This window comes from Aureibaculum sp. 2308TA14-22 (genome assembly GCF_040538665.1).
GTDB lineage: Bacteria > Bacteroidota > Bacteroidia > Flavobacteriales > Flavobacteriaceae > Aureibaculum.
This window is the reverse complement of sequence record NZ_JBEWXT010000001.1, coordinates 1,676,414-1,697,007: the sequence shown is the minus strand read 5'-3', so window position 1 is coordinate 1,697,007 and position 20,594 is coordinate 1,676,414. Positions and strand designations below refer to the sequence as shown.

General features: G+C 31.9%; 21 protein-coding genes. 11 read left to right on the top strand and 10 right to left on the bottom strand.

The window, feature by feature from the left end:
• Positions 1-18: 18 nt before the first annotated feature.
• The 7 genes from U5A88_RS07510 to nusB form a co-directional block, all read right to left on the bottom strand.
• The gene (locus U5A88_RS07510) at positions 19-723 is read right to left on the bottom strand and encodes a response regulator transcription factor (protein WP_354205178.1); all 705 of its coding nucleotides are present in this window, start codon (positions 721-723) and stop codon (positions 19-21) included.
• Between the two features lie 10 nt (positions 724-733).
• Complete coding sequence (locus U5A88_RS07505; RefSeq protein ID WP_354205177.1) at positions 734-2,305, bottom strand: sensor histidine kinase; 1,572 nt, start codon at positions 2,303-2,305, stop codon at positions 734-736.
• Positions 2,306-2,387: 82 nt separating this feature from the next.
• On the bottom strand, positions 2,388-2,990 hold the full coding sequence (gene coaE / locus U5A88_RS07500; RefSeq protein WP_354205176.1) for a dephospho-CoA kinase: 603 nt from the start codon (positions 2,988-2,990) through the stop codon (positions 2,388-2,390).
• The gene (locus U5A88_RS07495) at positions 2,987-3,952 is read right to left on the bottom strand and encodes a YbbR-like domain-containing protein (protein WP_354205174.1); all 966 of its coding nucleotides are present in this window, start codon (positions 3,950-3,952) and stop codon (positions 2,987-2,989) included. Before U5A88_RS07495 ends, coaE begins: the two co-directional genes overlap by 4 nt.
• Positions 3,953-4,025: 73 nt before the next feature.
• A complete protein-coding gene (gene yajC, locus U5A88_RS07490; RefSeq protein ID WP_354205172.1) occupies positions 4,026-4,340 on the bottom strand; it encodes a preprotein translocase subunit YajC in 315 nt (104 codons plus the stop codon).
• 14 nt (positions 4,341-4,354) lie between these two features.
• Positions 4,355-4,816, bottom strand: coding sequence for a DUF1573 domain-containing protein (locus U5A88_RS07485; protein ID WP_354205170.1), 462 nt, complete (start codon positions 4,814-4,816; stop codon positions 4,355-4,357).
• Between the two features lie 89 nt (positions 4,817-4,905).
• Positions 4,906-5,847 (bottom strand): transcription antitermination factor NusB, encoded by a 942-nt coding sequence (gene nusB / locus U5A88_RS07480; protein ID WP_354205168.1) that lies wholly within the window; start codon positions 5,845-5,847, stop codon positions 4,906-4,908.
• A 139-nt stretch (positions 5,848-5,986) separates the two neighbouring features.
• Here nusB and U5A88_RS07475 point away from each other — a divergent pair, with 139 nt between their 5' ends.
• The 5 genes from U5A88_RS07475 to U5A88_RS07455 all read left to right on the top strand — a co-directional run bounded on the left by U5A88_RS07475 (position 5,987) and on the right by U5A88_RS07455 (position 13,459).
• Complete coding sequence (locus U5A88_RS07475; RefSeq protein ID WP_354205167.1) at positions 5,987-7,744, top strand: ABC transporter ATP-binding protein; 1,758 nt, start codon at positions 5,987-5,989, stop codon at positions 7,742-7,744.
• A 99-nt stretch (positions 7,745-7,843) separates the two neighbouring features.
• Positions 7,844-8,224 (top strand): PUR family DNA/RNA-binding protein, encoded by a 381-nt coding sequence (locus U5A88_RS07470; RefSeq protein ID WP_354205165.1) that lies wholly within the window; start codon positions 7,844-7,846, stop codon positions 8,222-8,224.
• A 121-nt stretch (positions 8,225-8,345) separates the two neighbouring features.
• Positions 8,346-8,483, top strand: a complete 138-nt coding sequence (locus U5A88_RS07465; RefSeq protein WP_354205163.1) for a hypothetical protein — start codon at positions 8,346-8,348, stop codon at positions 8,481-8,483.
• A 46-nt stretch (positions 8,484-8,529) separates the two neighbouring features.
• Positions 8,530-11,052, top strand: coding sequence for a M14 metallopeptidase family protein (locus U5A88_RS07460; protein ID WP_354205161.1), 2,523 nt, complete (start codon positions 8,530-8,532; stop codon positions 11,050-11,052).
• Between the two features lie 244 nt (positions 11,053-11,296).
• Complete coding sequence (locus tag U5A88_RS07455; protein WP_354205159.1) at positions 11,297-13,459, top strand: TonB-dependent receptor; 2,163 nt, start codon at positions 11,297-11,299, stop codon at positions 13,457-13,459.
• Positions 13,460-13,590: 131 nt separating this feature from the next.
• Here U5A88_RS07455 and U5A88_RS07450 read toward each other — a convergent pair whose 3' ends face one another.
• The 3 genes from U5A88_RS07450 to U5A88_RS07440 form a co-directional block, all read right to left on the bottom strand.
• Positions 13,591-14,511 carry a toll/interleukin-1 receptor domain-containing protein gene (locus U5A88_RS07450; protein WP_354205157.1) on the bottom strand — a complete coding sequence of 307 codons (921 nt, stop codon included), beginning with the start codon at positions 14,509-14,511 and terminating at the stop codon, positions 13,591-13,593.
• Positions 14,512-14,665: 154 nt separating this feature from the next.
• Positions 14,666-15,985, bottom strand: coding sequence for a sulfatase-like hydrolase/transferase (locus U5A88_RS07445; RefSeq protein WP_354205156.1), 1,320 nt, complete (start codon positions 15,983-15,985; stop codon positions 14,666-14,668).
• A 49-nt stretch (positions 15,986-16,034) separates the two neighbouring features.
• Positions 16,035-16,532, bottom strand: a complete 498-nt coding sequence (locus tag U5A88_RS07440; protein ID WP_354205154.1) for a GNAT family N-acetyltransferase — start codon at positions 16,530-16,532, stop codon at positions 16,035-16,037.
• 126 nt (positions 16,533-16,658) lie between these two features.
• Between U5A88_RS07440 and U5A88_RS07435 the strand changes: the two genes are divergently transcribed.
• The 6 genes from U5A88_RS07435 (at position 16,659) to U5A88_RS07410 (ending at position 20,554) form a co-directional block, all read left to right on the top strand.
• Positions 16,659-17,657 (top strand): DUF2141 domain-containing protein, encoded by a 999-nt coding sequence (locus tag U5A88_RS07435; protein WP_354205152.1) that lies wholly within the window; start codon positions 16,659-16,661, stop codon positions 17,655-17,657.
• Between the two features lie 3 nt (positions 17,658-17,660).
• Positions 17,661-18,086 (top strand): DUF2141 domain-containing protein, encoded by a 426-nt coding sequence (locus tag U5A88_RS07430; RefSeq protein WP_354205150.1) that lies wholly within the window; start codon positions 17,661-17,663, stop codon positions 18,084-18,086.
• A 1-nt stretch (position 18,087) separates the two neighbouring features.
• A complete protein-coding gene (locus tag U5A88_RS07425) occupies positions 18,088-19,416 on the top strand; it encodes a 2TM domain-containing protein (RefSeq protein WP_354205148.1) in 1,329 nt (442 codons plus the stop codon).
• Between the two features lie 95 nt (positions 19,417-19,511).
• Positions 19,512-19,826 (top strand): 2TM domain-containing protein, encoded by a 315-nt coding sequence (locus tag U5A88_RS07420; protein WP_354205147.1) that lies wholly within the window; start codon positions 19,512-19,514, stop codon positions 19,824-19,826.
• A 49-nt stretch (positions 19,827-19,875) separates the two neighbouring features.
• Positions 19,876-20,208: a 2TM domain-containing protein gene (locus tag U5A88_RS07415; protein WP_354205145.1), complete on the top strand. Its 333-nt coding sequence runs from the start codon at positions 19,876-19,878 to the stop codon at positions 20,206-20,208.
• A 10-nt stretch (positions 20,209-20,218) separates the two neighbouring features.
• Positions 20,219-20,554: a 2TM domain-containing protein gene (locus tag U5A88_RS07410; protein WP_354205143.1), complete on the top strand. Its 336-nt coding sequence runs from the start codon at positions 20,219-20,221 to the stop codon at positions 20,552-20,554.
• The last annotated feature ends 40 nt before the right edge of the window (positions 20,555-20,594 follow it).

Genomic DNA, 20,594 nt, shown 5'->3' with positions numbered 1-20,594 from the left:
TTGAGTAATTAATCTTTTTTAATTTTCTTCACCAACAATTAATCTAAAACCTTCGCCATGTATATTAATAATTTCTACATTAGGGTCGGGTTTTAAATACTTACGGAGCTTGGCAATGTAAACATCCATACTTCTTGAAGTAAAGTAGTTGTCGTCTCTCCAAATTTTTGTTAAGGCTAATTCCCTCGGCATTAAATCATTTAAGTGTATAGCCAACATTTTTAACAATTTATTCTCTTTTGGTGATAGTTTACGAGGGTCTCCGCCGTCAAATGATAAATGCCTTAATTTAGAGTTCAAGAAAAATTTACCGATTTGAAATTCGTGTTTTTCATCATCGGCACTATTATCTATTTCCTTACGTTGCAAAATTGCCTTTATTTTATGCAATAAAACTTCAGAATCAAATGGCTTATTTAGATAATCATCTGCTCCAGATTCATAACCTTTTAAAACATCTTCTTTCATGGTTTTGGCCGTTAAAAAAACAATTGGCACATCCGTATTGGTGGTTCTAATATCCTTAGCTAAGGAAAAACCATCTTTTCGGGGCATCATTACATCTAAAATGCAAAGATCAAATTCATCATTTTTAAACATAATCAATCCTTCTAGACCATCTTTTGCATGACTAACCGAATAGTCGTTTAACATAAGATAATCTTTTAAAACAGTACCAAAATTAGGATCATCTTCAACTAATAATATTTTTTTATTTGCCATAATTTTAAAATTAAATTAATGGTAATTTTATTGTAAACGTGCTTCCTTTTCCTTTTTCACTTTCTACATAAACATTACCATGATGGTGTTCAACTATTTTTTTTACGTAAGACAAACCTAAACCATGCCCTTTTACGTCGTGAATATTAATTTTTTGCTCTCTATAAAATTTATCAAATACATGCTTTTGAACATTTTTGTTCATTCCAATTCCTTGATCTTTAACATGCAAAACGATATTATTACCTGCATTTTCGGTATAAATATCAATTTTTGGTGGTTCATTCGTATATTTTATTGCATTGTCTAAAATATTGGTAATTACATTGGTAAAATGAAACTTATTAACCATCACTTCACTTTGTAAAGCTTCTAAGTGTAGGTTAATATAACCACCTTTATCCTTGATAATCAATTCTACGTGTGTAATAGAATCTTCTATTATGTCGTGTAAATCATTAACTCCTTGCGTAATATCCAATTGATTTTTTTCTAATCTGGAAATTCGCAATACATTTTCTACCTGTCCATGCATTCTTTTGTTCTCCTCACGAATCATTTCGGTATAACGGAGTACTTTTTCACTATCTCCAATTATTTTCGGGTTTTTAATAGCATCCAATGCCAAATTTATTGTGGCTATAGGTGTTTTAAACTCGTGCGTCATATTATTTATAAAATCGGTTTTTATTGCCGATATCTGTTTTTGTTTTATCAATTGGTAAATAGCACTTCCAAACGCCAACATTATTACTAAAATAAATACAGCAGCCAGTACCAAAATATTGGTAATAGAGCCTAATATATATTCATTTTTTGATGGAAAAGTTACGCGTAATTCATAATTACTATTTCCATTGTTTTCTATAAATAACGGAACGCTATAACTTTTACCTTTTATATTCTTAAATTTTGATGATTTTACTTTAGTTGCTAGTCCATCACCAAAAACACCAAATTCAAATTTTATATCAACCCCTCTGTCCCGTAATTCATTCTCAAGGTTTAACGATATTTCATTAGTGCCAATTCTATCATAAATAGGCTTACGAGCTGCAATTTTTTTAAAATTATTTTCATAATTTACAGCTTCTAACTTACTCATTCTACCAACTTCATAAATTTGCTCTTTGTCAGTCAACTCATTAAGGTCACTCTGAAAAAATTCATCAAAATTGGTTACTTCCTGTTTTTCTTCACCAAAAATTGTCTGAAATGTCAAAGAATCGTTATCGAATAAAGGGATATTAGATTTAAAATTATTTTCTAGAATACTCTGTCTAAATGAAAATATCTCTTTATTTACTGTATCTATTTTTTGATAATAAAAATCCTTTTTTCTTAATTCTCCATCTAATCTAGATGCACTATCAATAACAGATTTAAAATCTCTATAATAATCGTTAATTTCCCTTTCCTGAATGTTTTCAGAAACCTTTGCCAACGCAAACTTTACATCGTTAGTAAATTGCTTTTCACGAATATCAATAGAATTATTTATCCAATAAATTTGTACAGCTATGATACCTATTAAAGCAATACTCATTAGTATAATTAGGAGTACAAATACGCGTTTACTCATTCTAACAAAATTAACTTATCTATTTAAGATTTAGTATTGATTTAACTAAGATTAACTAAAAGTATAATTATTTAACAGTTTTTTAAGAAGTATGATAATCAGAAGCTATTTTTAGTAATTTTTGATGTATTTCTTTTACTTGTTTTTTAGTTTCAGATAACTCGACATTTTCTATTACAAAATCAGCTAATTTATTTTTTTTTGCATCGTCCCATTGATTATTGATTCTGGCTAAAACTTGTTCTTTAGTAGTAGAGTCCCTTTCTATGACCCTATCAATTCTAACCTTTAAAGGTGCCGAGACCGAAATTATATAATCAAATTCATCCGCTTTGTTGTTTTCGTAAATAATTGCATTTTCTTGAATGCAGTAGGGTGTATCTTGTTTTTGCACCCATTTTGAAAAATGTTTGGCTACCTTAGGGTGAATAATACTATTAATAATTTTCAACTTTTTTTTGTCATTGAATACTAAATGGGCCAGGTATTGCCTATTTAGCTCGCCATTTATATAGGCCACGGCACCAAAAGCTTTAATTAATTTTTTTTTAATGCTTTTAGAAGTATCCATTAATTTTCTTGCCTCAACATCAGCTACATATACAGGAACACCTAATTCTTTAAAAAATTCTGCTACTGTAGTTTTTCCACTACCTATTCCACCTGTTAAGCCTACCTTTATCATTGTTTTATTAGATAATCTATTTGATTGGGCATAATTCTGATATCAGAAATATATGATGGTTTTAAAACCACTTTTGGGATAAGATAGTTAAGTCCATCTTTTTTTGACCGCTCGTAATCACAACTTATTTTAAAATCGTTTTTATTGATTTTATTGTAATCAGATATACCTACCTGAAAAACAATTTCAACATTATCAGGAAAAATATCAATGTTATAGTTTTTAGGTAAATTATCCACAACAACTGGTATCGTAAACCTTGCTTCGGTAAATTTATCTACAACACCACTGACTTTAATCTTATCTACAGAATAAGTTACTTTTGATTTTTTATCCAGTTGTATTAATGGAACAGTAACTTCAAAATCAGTATTTACATTTTCTACTATTTTTTTTTGGGTTTCTACTTCTAGAATAGAATCTATTAAAATCTCTGGGCCAGATATAGTAACTTCGTTTGGTTCTATTTTTAAATCGCCAAATAAATTATAGCCAGACTGATATTCTATTTCTAAATTCGTTGTTATTTTTACGTTTTTTGAAACGCCTTCTCCAATATTATAAAATAGGGTATCGGGCTTAATTGAAAAAACTTCAACACCAGCAAGTAATTGACTTATAATTTCTGGTAGCAGGTCTTGAGCAGTTTGATAATAAATAGTTGCATTTTTAGGTTTTATCGTTTTAAGATCTACTTTTACATTTCTTTTAAAAATATGATACTTTATAAGGTCAAAACCATGAGTTTTTAAAGTCAGTTGAACTGTTGTTGGAGGTTCTTTTTGCAACATTTTTCCTTCAGGAAGATTTAAGTACTCTACATGAACAGGTACGACATCAATATATTCTTTTGATAGTTTAATCAATATCCAAAAAAGAAAAGACAATAGTAAAAAGCCAAAAATCATTTTGGTTTTTTTTGTGGTTTTTAGTTTTCCAGATGTCTTATCTTTCTTTATCATTCTCATTTAAATGTAAATAAAAAAAGTGAGTTTTACCAAAATAAAACTCACTTTTAAAGATTACAATATAAAATTATTTTTTTGTAGCTGGAGTTAAGTATTTTTTGCTCAGTTCCATTGATATTGCGGTACGTTCAAATTTAATTTTGCCAGCTCCAGTCTCAATTACACAGGCATCATCGGTTAAATCTACAATTTTACCATGAATACCACTCGTAGTTATCACTTTTGATCCTTTTTTTATTTCCGCCTGGAATTTTCTTTCATTTTTTTGCCTTCTCATTTGTGGTCTTATCATAAAAAGATAAATAACCAATAACATAGCAGGGATTAATATAAAATTTCCCATTCCGCCACCTCCGGCTTGTAATACAATTATTGAATACATATATGATTTGTGTTTTAACTTGCTTTTTGTTTCGGTGTTACATTTGCTTTAATTACAACTGTTTCTTTTCCTTTAGCCGTGTTTGTTGTTAATGTAACTACTTTATTTTGTTTATTTGGTTTACCTGATGAGTTAAACTTTACCGTAATAGACCCTGTTCCACCAACAGGTATGGGCTCTTTTGGGTAATCTGGAATTGTACATCCACAAGTACTGGCTGCATTTGAAATTATCAAAGCTGATTTACCAGTATTTTTAAAATCGAAAGTGGTTTCAACTATATCACCTTCGTTTATAGTGCCAAAGTCATATTCGGTTTTAGAAAATGTAAGTGCTGAAGCACCCTCAGTCATTTTATAATCACGTTTCTTGGCTATCTCTAAATTCTCTTTTTTAATTTTTGAAGTAGTATTTTCTTTACATGAAAATAAAGCAAATACTAATAAAAACGCTAAAAATTTTACTTCTAATCTCATAATATTTGTTTTTAATCTTTTTATAGTTAACGGTATAATCTACTTCATATTTTTGACTAAGCCCCTGAATGTGGGTAAAATTAAGAATTTTATAGTAATCCTCTTCCTATTTTTTTGATTTTATCTTCAGCCGTATATTCCTTTAATAGTTTATCTAAAACACCGTTTATAAAAAAGCTACTTTTTGTAGTCGAATAATCCTTGGCAATTTCAATATATTCGTTAATACTAACCCTTGTAGGTATTGAAGGAAAATACATTAACTCTACCAATGCCATTTTCATTAGAATAAAATCCATTTCTGCAATTCTGTCCGTATCCCAATTAGGCGTTTTCGCATCAATATCATCCATAAACTCATGGTGGTGCAATACTGTTTTTTTAAACAATGCTATTCCAAATTCTTCATCCTCTTTGTTTTTGAACAATTGCATTTTATTAAAACGGGTCTGAGCATTTATCCGCTTTAAATTTTTAACAATCCAAGTATTTACAAAAGGAATATCATCAACCCAAGTTATGAGTTGGCTCTCGTAATAGTCAAATAATTTATCGTTAGGTGCAATAATATTTTTATAAAGCTCGCTTATAAAATTTAAATCTCCTTTAGGTGATGTGTTTTCGGAACTTTTAATAAAATCGGCATAGATATCACTCTCCTTGATAGCATCCCAAATTAGCCTGACATATTCACTATCGTTTTCCCAATTATTTAATTTTTGAGTTTTAATATAATCTTGTAAAGTAGCATTATTTTTTAAACCCAATAAAAAAGGATGATCTATAAATTTTCTGTTCGGATTTTTATCTTCTGAAGTGGCTAAATATTTCTTTTTGGCAATTTCTTGATGTTTTTCAGCTAAATTTCTTACTTCAATAAGTAAACTTAATTGTAAAACGTACAGATCGTAAATTTTATTAATACTGTAATTTAAGAACTTCTCTTCTTTAACAATATCATCACTTTTAGATTGTAGTAAGGCATAAACAGATTGCATTACCTTAATTCTTAGGTGTCTCCTGTTTAACATACCAAATGCATTTTATAAGTCAAAGAACTTAGAATTTGTACTATCATTTTAAACTTGTATATTCGGCGATATAAATAATTTTGGCAAATGTAGCGTATTACGCTTTGGTGTCAAAGTTTTATCAATTCAAAATTAGCTAGTGAAGGCGTTACGATACTTAAACAAGTTTTTTGTAAAATACAAATACCGATTAATTATAGGTACTATTTGTACCATTATTGCAAGAATTCTATCGTTGACTGTACCCATTCTCATTGGTGATTCCCTAGATGGTGTTGAAAAATACATTAATAATGAAACTACCAATTTACAAGCTGTAAAAGATCAATTATTACAGAACATACTCTTAATGTTGGGTGCTGTTTTACTAGCCGGTGTGTTTACGTTTATTATGAGGCAGGCAATTATTAATATGTCCCGCTATATAGAATTTGACCTCAAAAACGAAATTTTTGAACAGTACCAAAAGCTATCGCTCAATTTCTATAAAAAAAATAGAACTGGTGATTTAATGAATAGAATTAGTGAAGATGTCAGTAAGGTAAGAATGTATTTTGGCCCAGCGATTATGTATTCCATTAATATGGTTACCTTATTTGTTATTGTGATATCATACATGGCTCAAAAGGATGTGACCTTAACTTTATACACGTTGATACCATTACCTATTTTATCTGTTTCTATTTACTTTTTGAGTAGAGAAATAAATAAAAGAAGCAGAATAAAGCAGGAGACCTTATCTAAATTGACATCCATTACCCAAGAGTTCTTTTCTGGGATGAACGTAATCAAAGCTTATGGTATTGAAAAACCAACATTTAAAGATTTTAATGAAGTTGCTGATGAAAGTAAAGAAAAAAACATTGCGGTTTATCAATTACAAGCTTTGTTTTTTCCACTTATGATTCTATTAATTGGTATTAGCAATATTACAGTAGTGTATATTGGTGGTATGCGATACATTAACGGGCATATTACCTTTGGGGTAATTGCCGAGTTTATTATCTACGTTAATATGTTGACTTGGCCAGTGGCTGTTGTAGGTTGGGTAACTTCCATAGTTCAAGAGGCGGAAGCTTCTCAAAAAAGAATTAATGAGTTTTTAAAGGTTGAACCAGAAATACAAAATTTAGTTGAAGAACCTACTATTATAGAGGGTAAAATTGAATTTAAAAATGTAACCTTTACTTATGATGACACCAATACCACAGCATTAAAAAATGTGAGTTTTACGTTAGAAAAAGGGAAGATGTTAGCTATTTTGGGCAAAACGGGCTCGGGTAAATCTACTATAGCTGAACTTATTGCCAGATTGTACGATGTTGACGAAGGTGAGATATTGATTGATGGCAAACCAATTGATCAAATAAATTTGACCAGTCTGAGAAACAATATCGGATTTGTACCACAAGAGGCCTTTTTGTTTTCTGATACCATAGAAAATAATATTAAATTTGGTAATGAAGAAGCTGTAAAGGAGGTTATTGTAAGTGCTGCAAAGAATGCACACATTCATAATAACATTGAAGATTTTTCTAAATCTTACGACACTTTCGTAGGTGAAAGGGGCGTTACGCTGTCAGGTGGGCAAAAGCAAAGAATATCTATTGCCAGAGCTATTATAAAAGAGCCAGAAATACTGATTTTTGATGATTGCCTTTCTGCTGTAGATACCGAAACAGAAGAGATTATATTAAACAATTTAAATCGGGTAAGTAAAGATAAAACCACTATTATCATAGGGCATAGGGTATCTTCAGCAAAAAATGCCGATTTAATAATCGTTTTGGATGAAGGAAGGATAATCCAGAAAGGAACACACGATGAATTATTAAATAAAGAGGGCTTTTATCAAAATATTTATAACCAACAACTTATGGAGCAAAGTAATCATTAGTTCTATCTAAAAATTAAAAGAAATAGATTAAAGTGTTGTGCAAATCATTTATTTTTATAGATTTGTCATGTAAATTACAATTATAAAGTTAAGATTATTATGAGTGGTAAAGAATATACAGAACAAGAAGAAATCTTTTCTCAGGTATTAAGAGCTGGTAGAAGAACCTATTTTTTTGACGTACGATCTACAAAAGCTGGAGATTACTATTTAACTGTTACGGAAAGCAAAAAGTTTACACATGATGATGGTTCTTTTCATTATAAAAAACACAAAATTTACTTGTACAAAGAAGATTTTTCTGAATTTAATGAAATGTTGGTAAAAGCAACAGACTTTATTATTAATGAAAAAGGCGAAGAAGTAATTTCTGAGCGTCATCAGAAAGATTATCAAAAACCTAGCGAAGAAGAAGTTGTAAGCGAAACAGAAAACAAATCTACAACTAGTTTTACAGATGTAGATTTTGACGATATTTAATAATATTACTAACTCAAATTAAATTAAAGACTATCTCAAACGATAGTCTTTTTTTGTGCAAAAAATTGAGATTTTTTAATTTATTAAATTACAGTTATATTTACGCTAAATAAATTATATAATGGAAAAATTATTACGAGCTATAATAGCCTGGTTTGGTGCTAAAAAAATTGGAGGAGGTAAGTGTGGCTGTATAGGCACTTTTTTTGTTTTTATAATTTTATATTGGCTTTTAGGATATGTATTTAAAGTATTCTAATTATTTCTTGTAAAATTTCAACTTATCTTTTTAAATCAATCCCAACATGAAAAAAATTATTACACTTCTGTTTCTTTTTACTTTTTTGGTTAGTTATGCCCAAGAAAAAATAGATATTAATTATTACTTACCACAAAACGTTAATTATAATAAAGACATACCAACACCAGAAAGTGTAATTGGACATCAGGTGGGCGAATGGCACGTCTCGCATGATAAGTTGGTGTATTATATGCAGACATTGGCAGATGCTTCTGACAGAATTACCATTGAGACTAGAGGAAAAACATATGAAGATAGACCTATCTTATTGTTGACTATAACCTCTCCTAAAAACCATCAAAATATTGAAACCATAAGAAAAGAGCATCTAAAATTATCAGATGCTTCTGCAAATGGAGTTAATGTTAATGACATGCCAGTAGTGGTGTACCAAGGGTTTTCCATTCATGGAAACGAACCGAGCGGATCCAATGCAGCATTATTGGTAGCCTATTATTTGGCAGCAGCCAAAGGCAATGAAATAGATGAATTGCTAAACAATACTGTTATTTTGTTTGACCCATCTTTCAATCCGGATGGGTTGAACCGTTTTGCCAATTGGGCTAATATTCATAAAAATAAAAACATAACCTCTGATAGTAACGACAGAGAATACGACGAGGTTTGGCCAGGAGGAAGAACAAACCATTATTGGTTCGATATGAACAGGGACTGGTTGGTAACACAATTGCCAGAATCGCAAGCACGTATCAAAACATTCCATAAGTGGAAGCCTAATATTTTAACGGATCACCACGAAATGGGAACGAATTCTACGTTCTTTTTTCAGCCTGGAATTCCATCAAGAACACATCCACTAACACCGAAATTGAATCAACAATTAACCGCTAAAATAGGTGAATATCATGCTAAGGCATTGGACAAAATCGGTTCGTTATATTTTACCGAAGAACGTTACGACGATTTTTACTACGGAAAAGGCTCTACTTTTCCAGATATTAACGGCGGTATTGGTATTCTTTTCGAACAAGCGAGTTCAAGAGGCCACGCCCAAGATACGGACAATGGGCTATTGACCTTTCCATTTACCATTCGCAACCAGTTTACTGCAGCACTATCAACCTTAGAAGCGGGAAAAAGTATGCGAGAAGAATTATTGACCTATCAACATAATTTTTATAAAAACGCCCAACGCGAAGTAAATAGAGATAGAAATAAAGCTATTGTTTTTGGTGATGCCCATGATAAAGGTAAAACGTATCAGTTTGCCAAAATGTTAGAACGTCAACATATCAAATTCCATAAACTAGATGGTAATGTAAATGCAAATGGCACTAAATTTTCAGCTAACAGTAGCTATATAATTCCTGCCAATCAGCCCAATTACAGAATGATAAAAGCTATGTTTGAGACCCGAACCAGCTTTCAAGATAGTCTGTTTTATGATGTTTCTGCTTGGACTCTGCCTATGGCGTTTGATTTGGATTATGGCTACATCAATAGCCTTTCATCAGTAGGAGAAGTCGTTTCTACGCTCGATTTTCCTGAAGGCAAAGTAAACACCAAAAGTGATTATGCTTATATTTTTGAATGGGACGAGTATTACACACCAAAAGCTTTGTACAGTATTTTAAATAAAGGATTACGGGCTAAAGTAGCTACAAAAACTTTTGGTATTGGTGGTAAAAATTACGATTACGGTACAATTTTAATACCAGTTGCCAACCAAGCTAAGTCTAGCGATGAAATTTACAATTTGTTACAGCAATTAGCCAAAGACACTGGTGTTGATTTTAATGGCGTAACCACGGGAATTGCCTCTGGAATTGATTTGGGAAGTTCTTATTTTAGAATTTTGGAACAACCCAACATAGCGGTATTGGTAGGTGAGGGTATTTCATCTTATGATGCGGGGGAAATATGGCACTTGTTAGATACCCGTTATCAAATACCGATTACAAAACTAGACACTAAAGATGTAAGCAGAACCGATTTAAGTAAATATACCACTATAATAGTGTCCAATACTTCTGGTAATACATTAAATAATGCTACCGATAATTTAAAGACTTTTGTTAAAAACGGCGGTGTGCTAATAGGTTACAGAAATGCCCTGCGTTGGTTGGACAATAAAAAGTTTATTGATTTGAATTTTAAAAGAACTAAAGCAGAAACAAAAAACGTTTCTTTTGCAGAGCGAGCTGATTTTAGAGGAGCACAGGTTATTGGAGGGGCAATCTTTGAGGCCGATATTGACTTGACGCATCCCATAGGATATGGCTATAACGATGATAAAATTGCCCTGTTCAGAAATACCACGTTGTTTGTAAAACCTGACAGTACCAGCAATTACAAAAACCCTATACAATACACTACTAAAGCATTGTTGAGCGGTTATATTTCTAAGGAAAACCTAAAAGCTATCAAAAAAACCTTGCCATTTAAAACTGCAAGCATGGGTAGAGGTGAGGTTATTGCTTTTACAGACAATACGAACTTTAGAGCCTTTTGGTATGGTACCAATAAACTGTTGATGAATGCAGTGTTTTTTGGGAAGTTGATGTAATTTTTTTGGTTTTATAAATTTTGAATTAGATAAGTTAAAGGACAATTTGAACAAATTGTCCTTTTTTTTATACCTTGTACAAACTATTTCCGTTGCTTAAGGGTAGTGGGTACTAACTTTTTAGCTGTAAGAGATAAATTTGAAATCATAACTCCACAACTCATCCCTAAAAAATTACAATTCGGATATTGTTTTTTTTCGTTGGCATTTGGTTGAAACATATTTGCATCATAAAATCAACACGATGCAATTCATAAAAACAATTTCAGTACTATTATTTTTAGTAATTTTTACTCAAGCCAATGCTCAAACTACGATTTCAGGCACAGTGGTTGACAAAAAAGGAGTGTCCATTGTTGGTGCCAACGTATATCTGGAAAATACCTATGATGGTGCTACGACCAATATTGACGGAAAGTTTTCTTTTATCACAAATGAAGCTGGCGAACAAACACTTGTGGTTTCCAATCTGAATTACCAAACGTACAGACAGCTAAGTGAAGTAAGCAAGCTCAACGCATTGCGTATTGTACTTAAAGAAGCCTTAAACACTTTAGATGCCGTGGTGCTTACCGCAGGTTCATTTAAGGCTGGCGGTACAACTGCCGTTTCCGTAATGAGTCCTTTGGATGTGGTTACTACAGCGGGTGTTGCCGGCGATTTTATCGGGGCATTACAAACCTTGCCTGGTACGCAAATGGTTGGTGAAGACGGTAGGTTGTTTGTGCGTGGTGGTACTGCTGATGAAACTGGAGTATATATTGACGGGTTACAAGTTTTTAAACCGTATATATCCACAACAAATAATACACCAACACGTGGTAGGTATTCACCTTTTCTTTTTGATGGAATTACCTTTAGCACAGGAGGATATTCTGCTGAATATGGCAATGCTTTGTCTAGTGTTTTATTGTTAAATACCATTGACAGCCCAAAACAAAATGAAACAAATATTTCATTAATGTCATTAGGTGTAGGAGTAGGGCATACTAAAAAGTGGAAAAAGGATGCGTTAACTATTAACGCTAGTTACATCAATTTGGCTCCATACAATAAATTAGTTCCCGACAGAGATACATGGAACAAACTGCCCGAATCTATTTCTGGGGAAGCCGTGTACAGACATACTACTAAAAATGGTTTGTTCAAGCTTTATACGGCTTACGATTTTTCTAAATTTGATGTAGAGCAAGAAGATATTAATTATGAAGATAGGATCCGATTTAAACTAAAAGACCGCAATTGGTACACAAATTTGTCTTATGACGGATTTTTAGGGGACGACCTAAAATTAACAACGGGATTAAGTTACAGTAACAGCAATAGGGATGTGGGTTTTGAAAGCACCGATGTAAATAACATTGAAAATGCAGTACATATAAAAGCCAAATTAAAACATTCGTTTAGCAATGCCTTTAAATTATCGTATGGTGTGGAATTGACCTCAATTGACTTTAAAGAAACGGGAATAGCAAATCAAACTGAAAATTTCAGTTCTGGTTTTACACAAAACATGAGTTCAGCTTTTGCTGAGGCGGATGTGTTTTTCTCGAATAATTTTGCAGGTAAATTTGGCGTTCGTGGCGAATACAATGCACTATTGAAAGAAACTGCTTTTTCGCCAAGAGTTTCTTTGGCCTATAAACTTAGTAAAAGATCTCAATTGTCATTGGCCTATGGCGATTTTTATCAAACGCCACAAAACAATGAATTAAAAATTGAACAAAACCTTGAATTTCAAAAGGCTACGCACTATATCCTAAATTATCAGTATAAAAAGAACAGACAATTATTTAGAGCGGAATTGTATTACAAAGACTATGACAATTTATTACAATATGATACTGAATTTGACCAACCTTCTGCTAATTTTAGCAATAAGGGTTTTGGTTATGCCAAAGGCATTGATTTGTTTTGGAAGGATAGTAAAAACATAAAAAACCTACAATATTGGCTTTCCTATTCGTATTTGGACACAAAGCGTAAGTATAGAGATTTTCAGGAATCCGTTACCCCTAGTTTTGCTAACAAACATAATGCTTCGTTGGTAACTAAATATTGGATAAACGATTGGCGTAGCCAAGTAGGGGCAACCTATACTTTTGCCAGCGGAAGACCCTATAACAATCCAAATTCCACTAATTTTATGGATGGTAAAACCAAAACCTATAATAATTTTAGTATGAATTGGAGTTATTTAATTTCGCAACAAAAAATACTTTTTGTTTCTGTTTCTAATATTTTGGGCATTAAAAATACCTATGGTTATAATTATGCCAATACACCCGATGTTAACGGAATGTTTCAACGGCAAGCCATTATACCTAGTGCCGATCGTTTCTTTTTTGTAGGTTTCTTTTGGACTATTAGTGATGATAAAACGAAAAATCAGTTGGATAATTTGTAGGTGCTCGTTTATCGGTTGGTATAAAGTTATTGGGTGAAAACAAGTGGCTGATTTTTCCACTAGGAAAATCCGCTGACTAAAAATCCACAAACTTAGTAAAGGACAAATACAAGCATTAAATTTATATGTTGTTAGTCTTTGTTTTTTTCTTTATAAAGTTTTGTCGAACGAACGATTTTATCAATTACGCTCTCCAGTCCATCATTGGAATTAACAGCAACTTTATCTCTTAACCATAAATTATTTTTTAAATCGTCCGCCTTAATGTCTAACCATAGGGGCAAAATAACTTTCTTGTTTTCTGTTACTTGCTTCGTCATTAATGATTGTAGTTCAAATTTCACCCATTTTTCATTGGAGAGAAAATATTTGCTCACAAATATTATGGCAAAATCCGCTTGATTCAATCCCTCACCAATTTTGTCAATAAGAGAATCTCCGATTTGTAATGCAACTTTATCTAACCAAGGGTCAAATGTTTTTCTAATCAATCCCATATAGACTTGTTCGACATATTTTTTATCCCTTGAGTCATGACAAAGAAATATTTTAATTCTTTCTGGTTTTTTCAATTTTTTCCAGTCATTGTTATCACGAATTATAAACTTTATTTTTCTACCCTTATATCGTATGCCCATTTTGTTAATCAAATCAAAAGCTTTCTCCTTAGTCAATGTTAATTTGTTCGTTTCTATATAAAATTTACCTGTGAAAAGTAAATCTTCGTTTTTGGTAGCATAATCTCCTTCTTCTAGATTTTCAAATACCATATTAACGTTACGCATTCCATCTTTTTCGAGGCCTTCAATGATAATTGGTAGTTTATTAATTATTTCTTCTCCAAACGAGTCTATAAAAATTGCATAATGCTTACATGAATCCATCACTTTTACTATCGCTGAACCTTTAAATGGGACATACTTGGTTTCGTTTCCTTCATTATCAAAAAATTTGAGACCCATATCATTATTGGTCGTCATAGTGAACCCTGCTTTCATGGTATCCATGTGCTCCGTAAATCGAGTATATAATTGTTGTAGTGAAAGATTCATTTAATCTAAATTAAAGCTAACGACTTGATATCAAATCGTTTTAATACTGAAACAATCCCGATAGCAATCGGGACAGCACAAGTTGTTTTATATCCAATGTTAAACGAAGGTCGCGTTTTTTGTTGAGAAAATCAAGTTTATATAGTTTTTATGATTATTCATTTTTATCCCACTCGGGGTGCTTTTTTAACTCACTTTCTAAGGTTGTTTTTATTGATTTTTCATTTACCATCAGCGAATCAGTAGGTAAAGGTATTTTTTCTAATTTATCATTGTTTATGTTGAAAAATTTCCCATCTGGGTATAATTTATAATCTAAAGTTCTCACAAACTGATTTCTATATCGGTTTACGTTTTTACCCCATTTAGGGTCGTAATGTACAAAAGCGGTTTTTCTTCCTTGGTATTCTTTTCCAGTTAATAATGGATAGAAGCTCTTGCCGTCAGTTGCTACTTCTTTTGCTGCAATATCTGAGAATGTGGCAAAAAAGTCACTGAATTCTATGAGCTCTTTTGAGATAAATCCTTTTTTAATTGTTTTAGGCCAAGATACAATGAGCGGAACATGTGTGCCAGCATCTATGGTATTACCCTTAGCACCACGTATAATAGTAGTTGCTGTCTTGGTATAAATAGTTGGATGGTTGCCATTATCACCTGTAAAAATGACAATGGTATCATCGTCTATGTCCAGTTCTTTAAGTTTATCTACTATTTTTCCAACTATTTTATCAGCATAGATTACCATATCCTTAAAATAGGTGGTGTCGTTTTGGTAACGTTTTTCTTCGAAATTCCAATCTTCAGAATCTGGAGTGGGCACAAACGGATCGTGTACCAATACCATAGGATAATAGATAAAGAAAGGCTCACCCTTTTTACGTTCTATAAAATCTAATATATAATTAGAAAATAGTTCAGGACCATAATCTTCCTCATCGGTAGCGAGTACTTTCCCGTTTTGTTCTATTAAAGGATTTGCATACCTACCTCCTTCATTTCCCTTTTTTGTCAATTGCCAGAGACAGTATTCTTCAAAACCTAGTTTATTAGGTTTGGTGTTATCATTCCAATCAGAAATTTTGTCTTTATAGGCCAATCCGTTGAGTTGCCATTTACCAGCAACTAAAGTCGAATAACCTACATCTTGCATTAAATTACCAAAAGTATATTGGTCTGTTGCCAAATGCCCGAAATAATCATAATTACGATAATTGTAAAGTCCGGTCATTATTTTAACTCGTGACGGTGTACACAACGGTTGTGAGACACAATTGTCAAATCGAATTCCGTCTGCTGCTAATTTGTCCAGCACAGGGGTGCTGTAAGACACATTTCCATAAATACTCAACGATTCGTGACCCATATCATCTGCCATAATAAGAATAATATTGGGTTTCTTTATCTCGTTTGTCTTAGTACAAGAAAGTAGAATACCACTTAAGGTAGTTATTATTAATATCCATTTATTCATAAAAAATGATTTTAATTCGTTCCAGTAATTTATGTTTATTAGGTGCAATCTATTGATTAATTTCCCGACCAAAATACAGGTGATCCATTTTTTGACTATCTATTTCGGCAGCATTTGGCATTGTCCCCCAAAGAGAAAACCCGTTTTTTTCTAATAATTTTATACTTACTTTATTTACAGAGAGCAAAATACAAACCAGCACTTTTATTCCATTATTAATAGCATATTGGAAACTTTCTTTAACCAATTGCGTACCAATTCCTTTTTTATGATGCCCAAAATCTACATAATAACTCAATTCTGCAGTATTAAGAAAAGCAGTTCGGCCTTCGCGATAAGGACTTATTGAGGCATAACCAACTACCACATTATTTTCTAAGGCTACCAGTATTGTATATTTTTGGTTCAAATGAGTTTCAAACCATTTTTTGCGTTGACCTACTGTAAACTCATCAAGATTACCTGTTTTATTTCTTGCTCTTATAGCTTGATTGTGAATTTTTACAATAGCGGGTAAATCAGTAACAGTTGCAATTCTTATTTCCATTTTTATAGTAATGATGCCAAATTAACAATTCATCCTTAAAAAAATACAATTCGGTCAACACTTTTTTTATGCACCTAACTTTTTATGGACTTTTGAACCGTAATTAATAAACTAAAAACAAAAATCATGATCAGAATTGTAACAGCACTCGTAATTTTCTTGGTAAGCCAAGTAACCTATTCACAAACAAAATTTGAACAAGGCATGCAACAAGCCTTTCAATTAATGGAAGAAAATAAAAATGAAGAAGCTGCTAATGCTTTTGAACGTATTGCCCAAGTAGAAACCGATAATTGGTTGCCCTATTACAACTTGGCATTACTTAAAGCCAGAACTACTTTTGAAATGAAAGACAAAACTAAAGTAGCAGCAGAACTAAAAGCTGCCGAAGCATATGCAGAGAAAGCAGATGATATTTCACCAGATAATTCAGAAATTTATGTGTTAAAAGCATTTATTAATGTAGCTAAAATTGTTATGGATCCAATGACATACGGAGCAAGTTTAACACCAGCTACTACAGATTTATATCAAAAAGCCATTCGCTTAAATACAAACAATCCGAGAGCCCATAGTGGTCTCGTAGAGTTTGAAATGGGTGGTGCTCGTTATTTTGGACAAGATTTAACCCCACATTGTAAAAGACTGCAAGCCACTATTGCATTGTACGATAATTTTAAACCTGAATCTAAATTTCATCCAAATTGGGGTAAAGAGTGGGTCATAGAAGTATTAAAAGGTTGTGATATTACTGATGAAACTACGGAAGAAGAAAAAGCAATAACTATTACTGTAAACGTACCCAATGTAACCAGTGATAAAGGAATGGTTCGGTTTGCCTTATATGACAAGACTACCTTTATGCAAAAGCCATTAGATGCCAAAGCAACCAATATTAACCAAGGAAAATCTAAAATTAAATTTGAAGACGTAAAGCCAGGTGAATATGCCATTATTTGTTATCATGATAGTAATAATAATGATAAATTTGACTTTGATGCGAACGGAATGCCAGCGGAAGACTGGAGTATGTCAAATAATCCTGTTTTAATGGGACCACCTACGTTTGATGTTGCTAAATTTACAGTTGAAAATAAATCCTTAGATTTAACTATTAAATTCTAAGTAATGTCTTTAAGAAAATTAAGTTTTGTGTTTTTTGTAATGAGTTCGCTAGTTTCATGGTCGCAATCAACCCATAAGTTGACGGTAACTTTTGAAGGCTTAGCTTCAGATAAGGGTAAATTATTTGTAGCCGTTTACAATCACAAAGACAATTTTCTTAAAGCACCATTTAAAGGAGAAATAATAGCGATTAAAAGTGGTAAGGCTCAAGTACAATTTGCAGATTTACCAAAAGGAATTTATGCCGTTTCTTCTTTTCATGATGAAAATGACAATGGTAAGTTAGATACCAATTGGGTTGGTATACCTAAAGAACCTAATGCTTGCAGTAATAATGCTACTGGAAGTTTTGGTCCGCCAAAATTTAAAGATGCCAAATTCATTTTAGAAAAAAAGGAAATAACAATCACTATTAATTATAAAGATTAAAATGTCTGAAATCAAAAAAACAATTGGAGTTGGTTTTATTATTGGTGTTCTTATAATGGCTGTTTTTATGGTTTACCGAGTACTTTCTGGTCATACAATCAACTTTGATAAGAATTTATTGATTGCTTTTGGATATTACCAAATGTATTCTATCGTATTGACTTTTGTAAATTCCTATTTCTTTGACTATTTAAATAAAATTGAATGGAAAAAGTACGGAAAATACAGAATGTTGATAGGTAGTATTGGTGGTATGCTGTTGACCATGGTGGCAATTGTTTTTCTCAGGATGTTTCAGGAAATGGCTATTGAGGGTGAGGGATTTAACGAATTCTACACAGAAGAGTTAAACAATGGCACGTTTTATTTTACTTCAATTATTATTACTGTTGTTGCAAGTATTTTTTTTCATGCAGTTTATTTTTATCAAAAATCTCAAAAAGAAAAGGTTACCGAACAAAAAATTATTGCAGGTACGGCATCTGCACAATTTGATGCATTAAAAAATCAGTTAGATCCACATTTTTTGTTTAATAGTTTAAATGTGCTTACCAGCTTAATAGATGAGAATCCTGATGCGGCACAAGATTTTACTACTGCGTTGTCAAAAGTATATCGTTATGTATTGGAGCAAAAAAACAAAGAATTAATAAACGTTGATGAGGAGCTTCAATTTGCCAAAACCTATGTTAGTTTATTAAAAATGCGTTTTGAGGATAGTATAATTTTCAGTATTCCAGAAAAGGCAAGTAATCCTGAGGCTAAAGTAGTGCCATTAGCATTACAATTGTTATTAGAAAATGCCGTAAAGCACAATGTGGTAAATAGTAAAAATCCGCTTACTATAAAAATCTACGAACTAAATGGACATTTAGTTGTGGAAAACAATTTACAAACCAAAGAAGTACTAAAAAAGAGTAGTGGTGTTGGGCTTTCTAACATTCAACAACGCTATGGTTTGGTTACTGATCGAAGAGTATCTATTAATAAATCGGCTGGGTCGTTTATAGTAAAATTACCCATGCTAACAAAACAAATTTCAGTTATGCAAACACAAGAAAATTATATAGAAGATAAAAGATATTTAAAAGCCAAAGAAAAGGTAGAAAAGATGAAGGGGTTTTACGCCAATGTTATTTCATATATTATAGTAATTCCTTTCTTGGCTTTTTTAAATTATAAAACGACAAGTTTTCCTTGGGTAATTTTTCCAGTCTTAGGTTGGGGGTTCGGACTGGTCATGCACGGTATGGAGGCCTACGGTTATAACCCGTTATTAGGAAAAGATTGGGAAGAGCGTAAGATAAGGGAGTTTATGGATAAAGAGTAAGTTGGAAGTCGGGAGACAGAAGACCGAAGCAAAAAAAGTAAGAGGTACAAGGTTAAAGGTACGAGTGCGAAAAAATGAATTTAAAAAACAACATCATGGAAAATTTCGACAAAGAAAACAAATACATAAAGGCAAAAGAACGTGTAGAAGTAATTAAGAAATTTTATAACAATTTATTATCCTATATAATATTTATAGGCTTTTTAGCCGGATTGAATTATTACCTTGATGGATGGAATCACCCTTGGTTTTTATGGGCAGCATTTGGATGGGGGATTGGCGTGTTCTTCCATGCTTTAAAAGCATTTAATTGGAATCCTTTTTTTGGTAAAGATTGGGAAGAGCGTAAAGTAAAAGAATATATGAATCAAGAAGATAAAGGCTATAAAAAGACGCAGCATTGGGAGTAGATTTCATTTCAGATATAAGACCTGAGATTTTAGATTTTAAACAACGAAAATGAAAATACGAAATAGCATGAGCAAATACGAAAGTGCTTTAAAGCATGTGAGAGAATTAAAAGAGTTCTACCAACATTTAGCGGTTTATATTATTTTTTTAATTGCTTGGTTAATTTTTAAAAATCAAATTATTGAATTTATTATAGAAAAAACACCAGATATTGAGTATGGATTTTTGCACTGGTTGAAAATAAATATTGCCTTAGTTCCCATTTTATGGGGTGTAGGAATTCTAATTCAGTTTTTATATATCAGTCGGTTTAAATTGTCAGTTTTTAAAAAATGGGAAGAAAAGAAAATTAAAGAAATCATAGAAAAAGATCAAATTTGATTAAACTATTATGGAAGAAAAATATAAGAAAAGCACTAAATACAGACAAGCTAAGAAGCGGGTTGATGAGCTAAAAGGATTCTATTGGCATTTAGCTATTTATTTGATTGTCAATACATTTATAACTGCAAATAAAGTAATTAGAAATTATTATAATGGTGAAACATGGAGCGAAGCCTTTTGGGGTTTTGGCACTTTTGCCGTATGGATTTTTTGGGGTATAGGTGTTGTTTTTCATGCCTTTAATGTTTTTGGTTATCCTTTGATTTTAGGTAAAGATTGGGAAGAACGAAAAATCAAAAAAATTATGGAAGAAGATGAGAATCAAATGAAAAGATTAAAATAATACTTATCAAAGTAATCAACCTATATTTCATTAAAACATT

Bases quoted from the DNA above. Each gene is read 5' to 3' on its own strand.
- U5A88_RS07445 (WP_354205156.1), bottom strand. From the start codon at position 15,985: ATGAATAAATGGATATTAATAATAACTACCTTAAGTGGTATTCTACTT.
- U5A88_RS07450 (WP_354205157.1), bottom strand. From the start codon at position 14,511: ATGAATCTTTCACTACAACAATTATATACTCGATTTACGGAGCACATG.
- U5A88_RS07470 (WP_354205165.1), top strand. From the start codon at position 7,844: ATGAGTGGTAAAGAATATACAGAACAAGAAGAAATCTTTTCTCAGGTA.
- U5A88_RS07455 (WP_354205159.1), top strand. From the start codon at position 11,297: ATGCAATTCATAAAAACAATTTCAGTACTATTATTTTTAGTAATTTTT.
- U5A88_RS07485 (WP_354205170.1), bottom strand. From the start codon at position 4,816: ATGAGATTAGAAGTAAAATTTTTAGCGTTTTTATTAGTATTTGCTTTA.
- U5A88_RS07495 (WP_354205174.1), bottom strand. From the start codon at position 3,952: ATGATAAAGAAAGATAAGACATCTGGAAAACTAAAAACCACAAAAAAA.
- U5A88_RS07430 (WP_354205150.1), top strand. From the start codon at position 17,661: ATGTCTTTAAGAAAATTAAGTTTTGTGTTTTTTGTAATGAGTTCGCTA.
- U5A88_RS07425 (WP_354205148.1), top strand. From the start codon at position 18,088: ATGTCTGAAATCAAAAAAACAATTGGAGTTGGTTTTATTATTGGTGTT.
- U5A88_RS07510 (WP_354205178.1), bottom strand. From the start codon at position 723: ATGGCAAATAAAAAAATATTATTAGTTGAAGATGATCCTAATTTTGGT.
- U5A88_RS07505 (WP_354205177.1), bottom strand. From the start codon at position 2,305: ATGAGTAAACGCGTATTTGTACTCCTAATTATACTAATGAGTATTGCT.
- U5A88_RS07410 (WP_354205143.1), top strand. From the start codon at position 20,219: ATGGAAGAAAAATATAAGAAAAGCACTAAATACAGACAAGCTAAGAAG.
- nusB (WP_354205168.1), bottom strand. From the start codon at position 5,847: ATGTTAAACAGGAGACACCTAAGAATTAAGGTAATGCAATCTGTTTAT.
- U5A88_RS07440 (WP_354205154.1), bottom strand. From the start codon at position 16,532: ATGGAAATAAGAATTGCAACTGTTACTGATTTACCCGCTATTGTAAAA.
- yajC (WP_354205172.1), bottom strand. From the start codon at position 4,340: ATGTATTCAATAATTGTATTACAAGCCGGAGGTGGCGGAATGGGAAAT.
- U5A88_RS07460 (WP_354205161.1), top strand. From the start codon at position 8,530: ATGAAAAAAATTATTACACTTCTGTTTCTTTTTACTTTTTTGGTTAGT.
- U5A88_RS07415 (WP_354205145.1), top strand. From the start codon at position 19,876: ATGAAAATACGAAATAGCATGAGCAAATACGAAAGTGCTTTAAAGCAT.
- coaE (WP_354205176.1), bottom strand. From the start codon at position 2,990: ATGATAAAGGTAGGCTTAACAGGTGGAATAGGTAGTGGAAAAACTACA.
- U5A88_RS07435 (WP_354205152.1), top strand. From the start codon at position 16,659: ATGATCAGAATTGTAACAGCACTCGTAATTTTCTTGGTAAGCCAAGTA.
- U5A88_RS07465 (WP_354205163.1), top strand. From the start codon at position 8,346: ATGGAAAAATTATTACGAGCTATAATAGCCTGGTTTGGTGCTAAAAAA.
- U5A88_RS07420 (WP_354205147.1), top strand. From the start codon at position 19,512: ATGGAAAATTTCGACAAAGAAAACAAATACATAAAGGCAAAAGAACGT.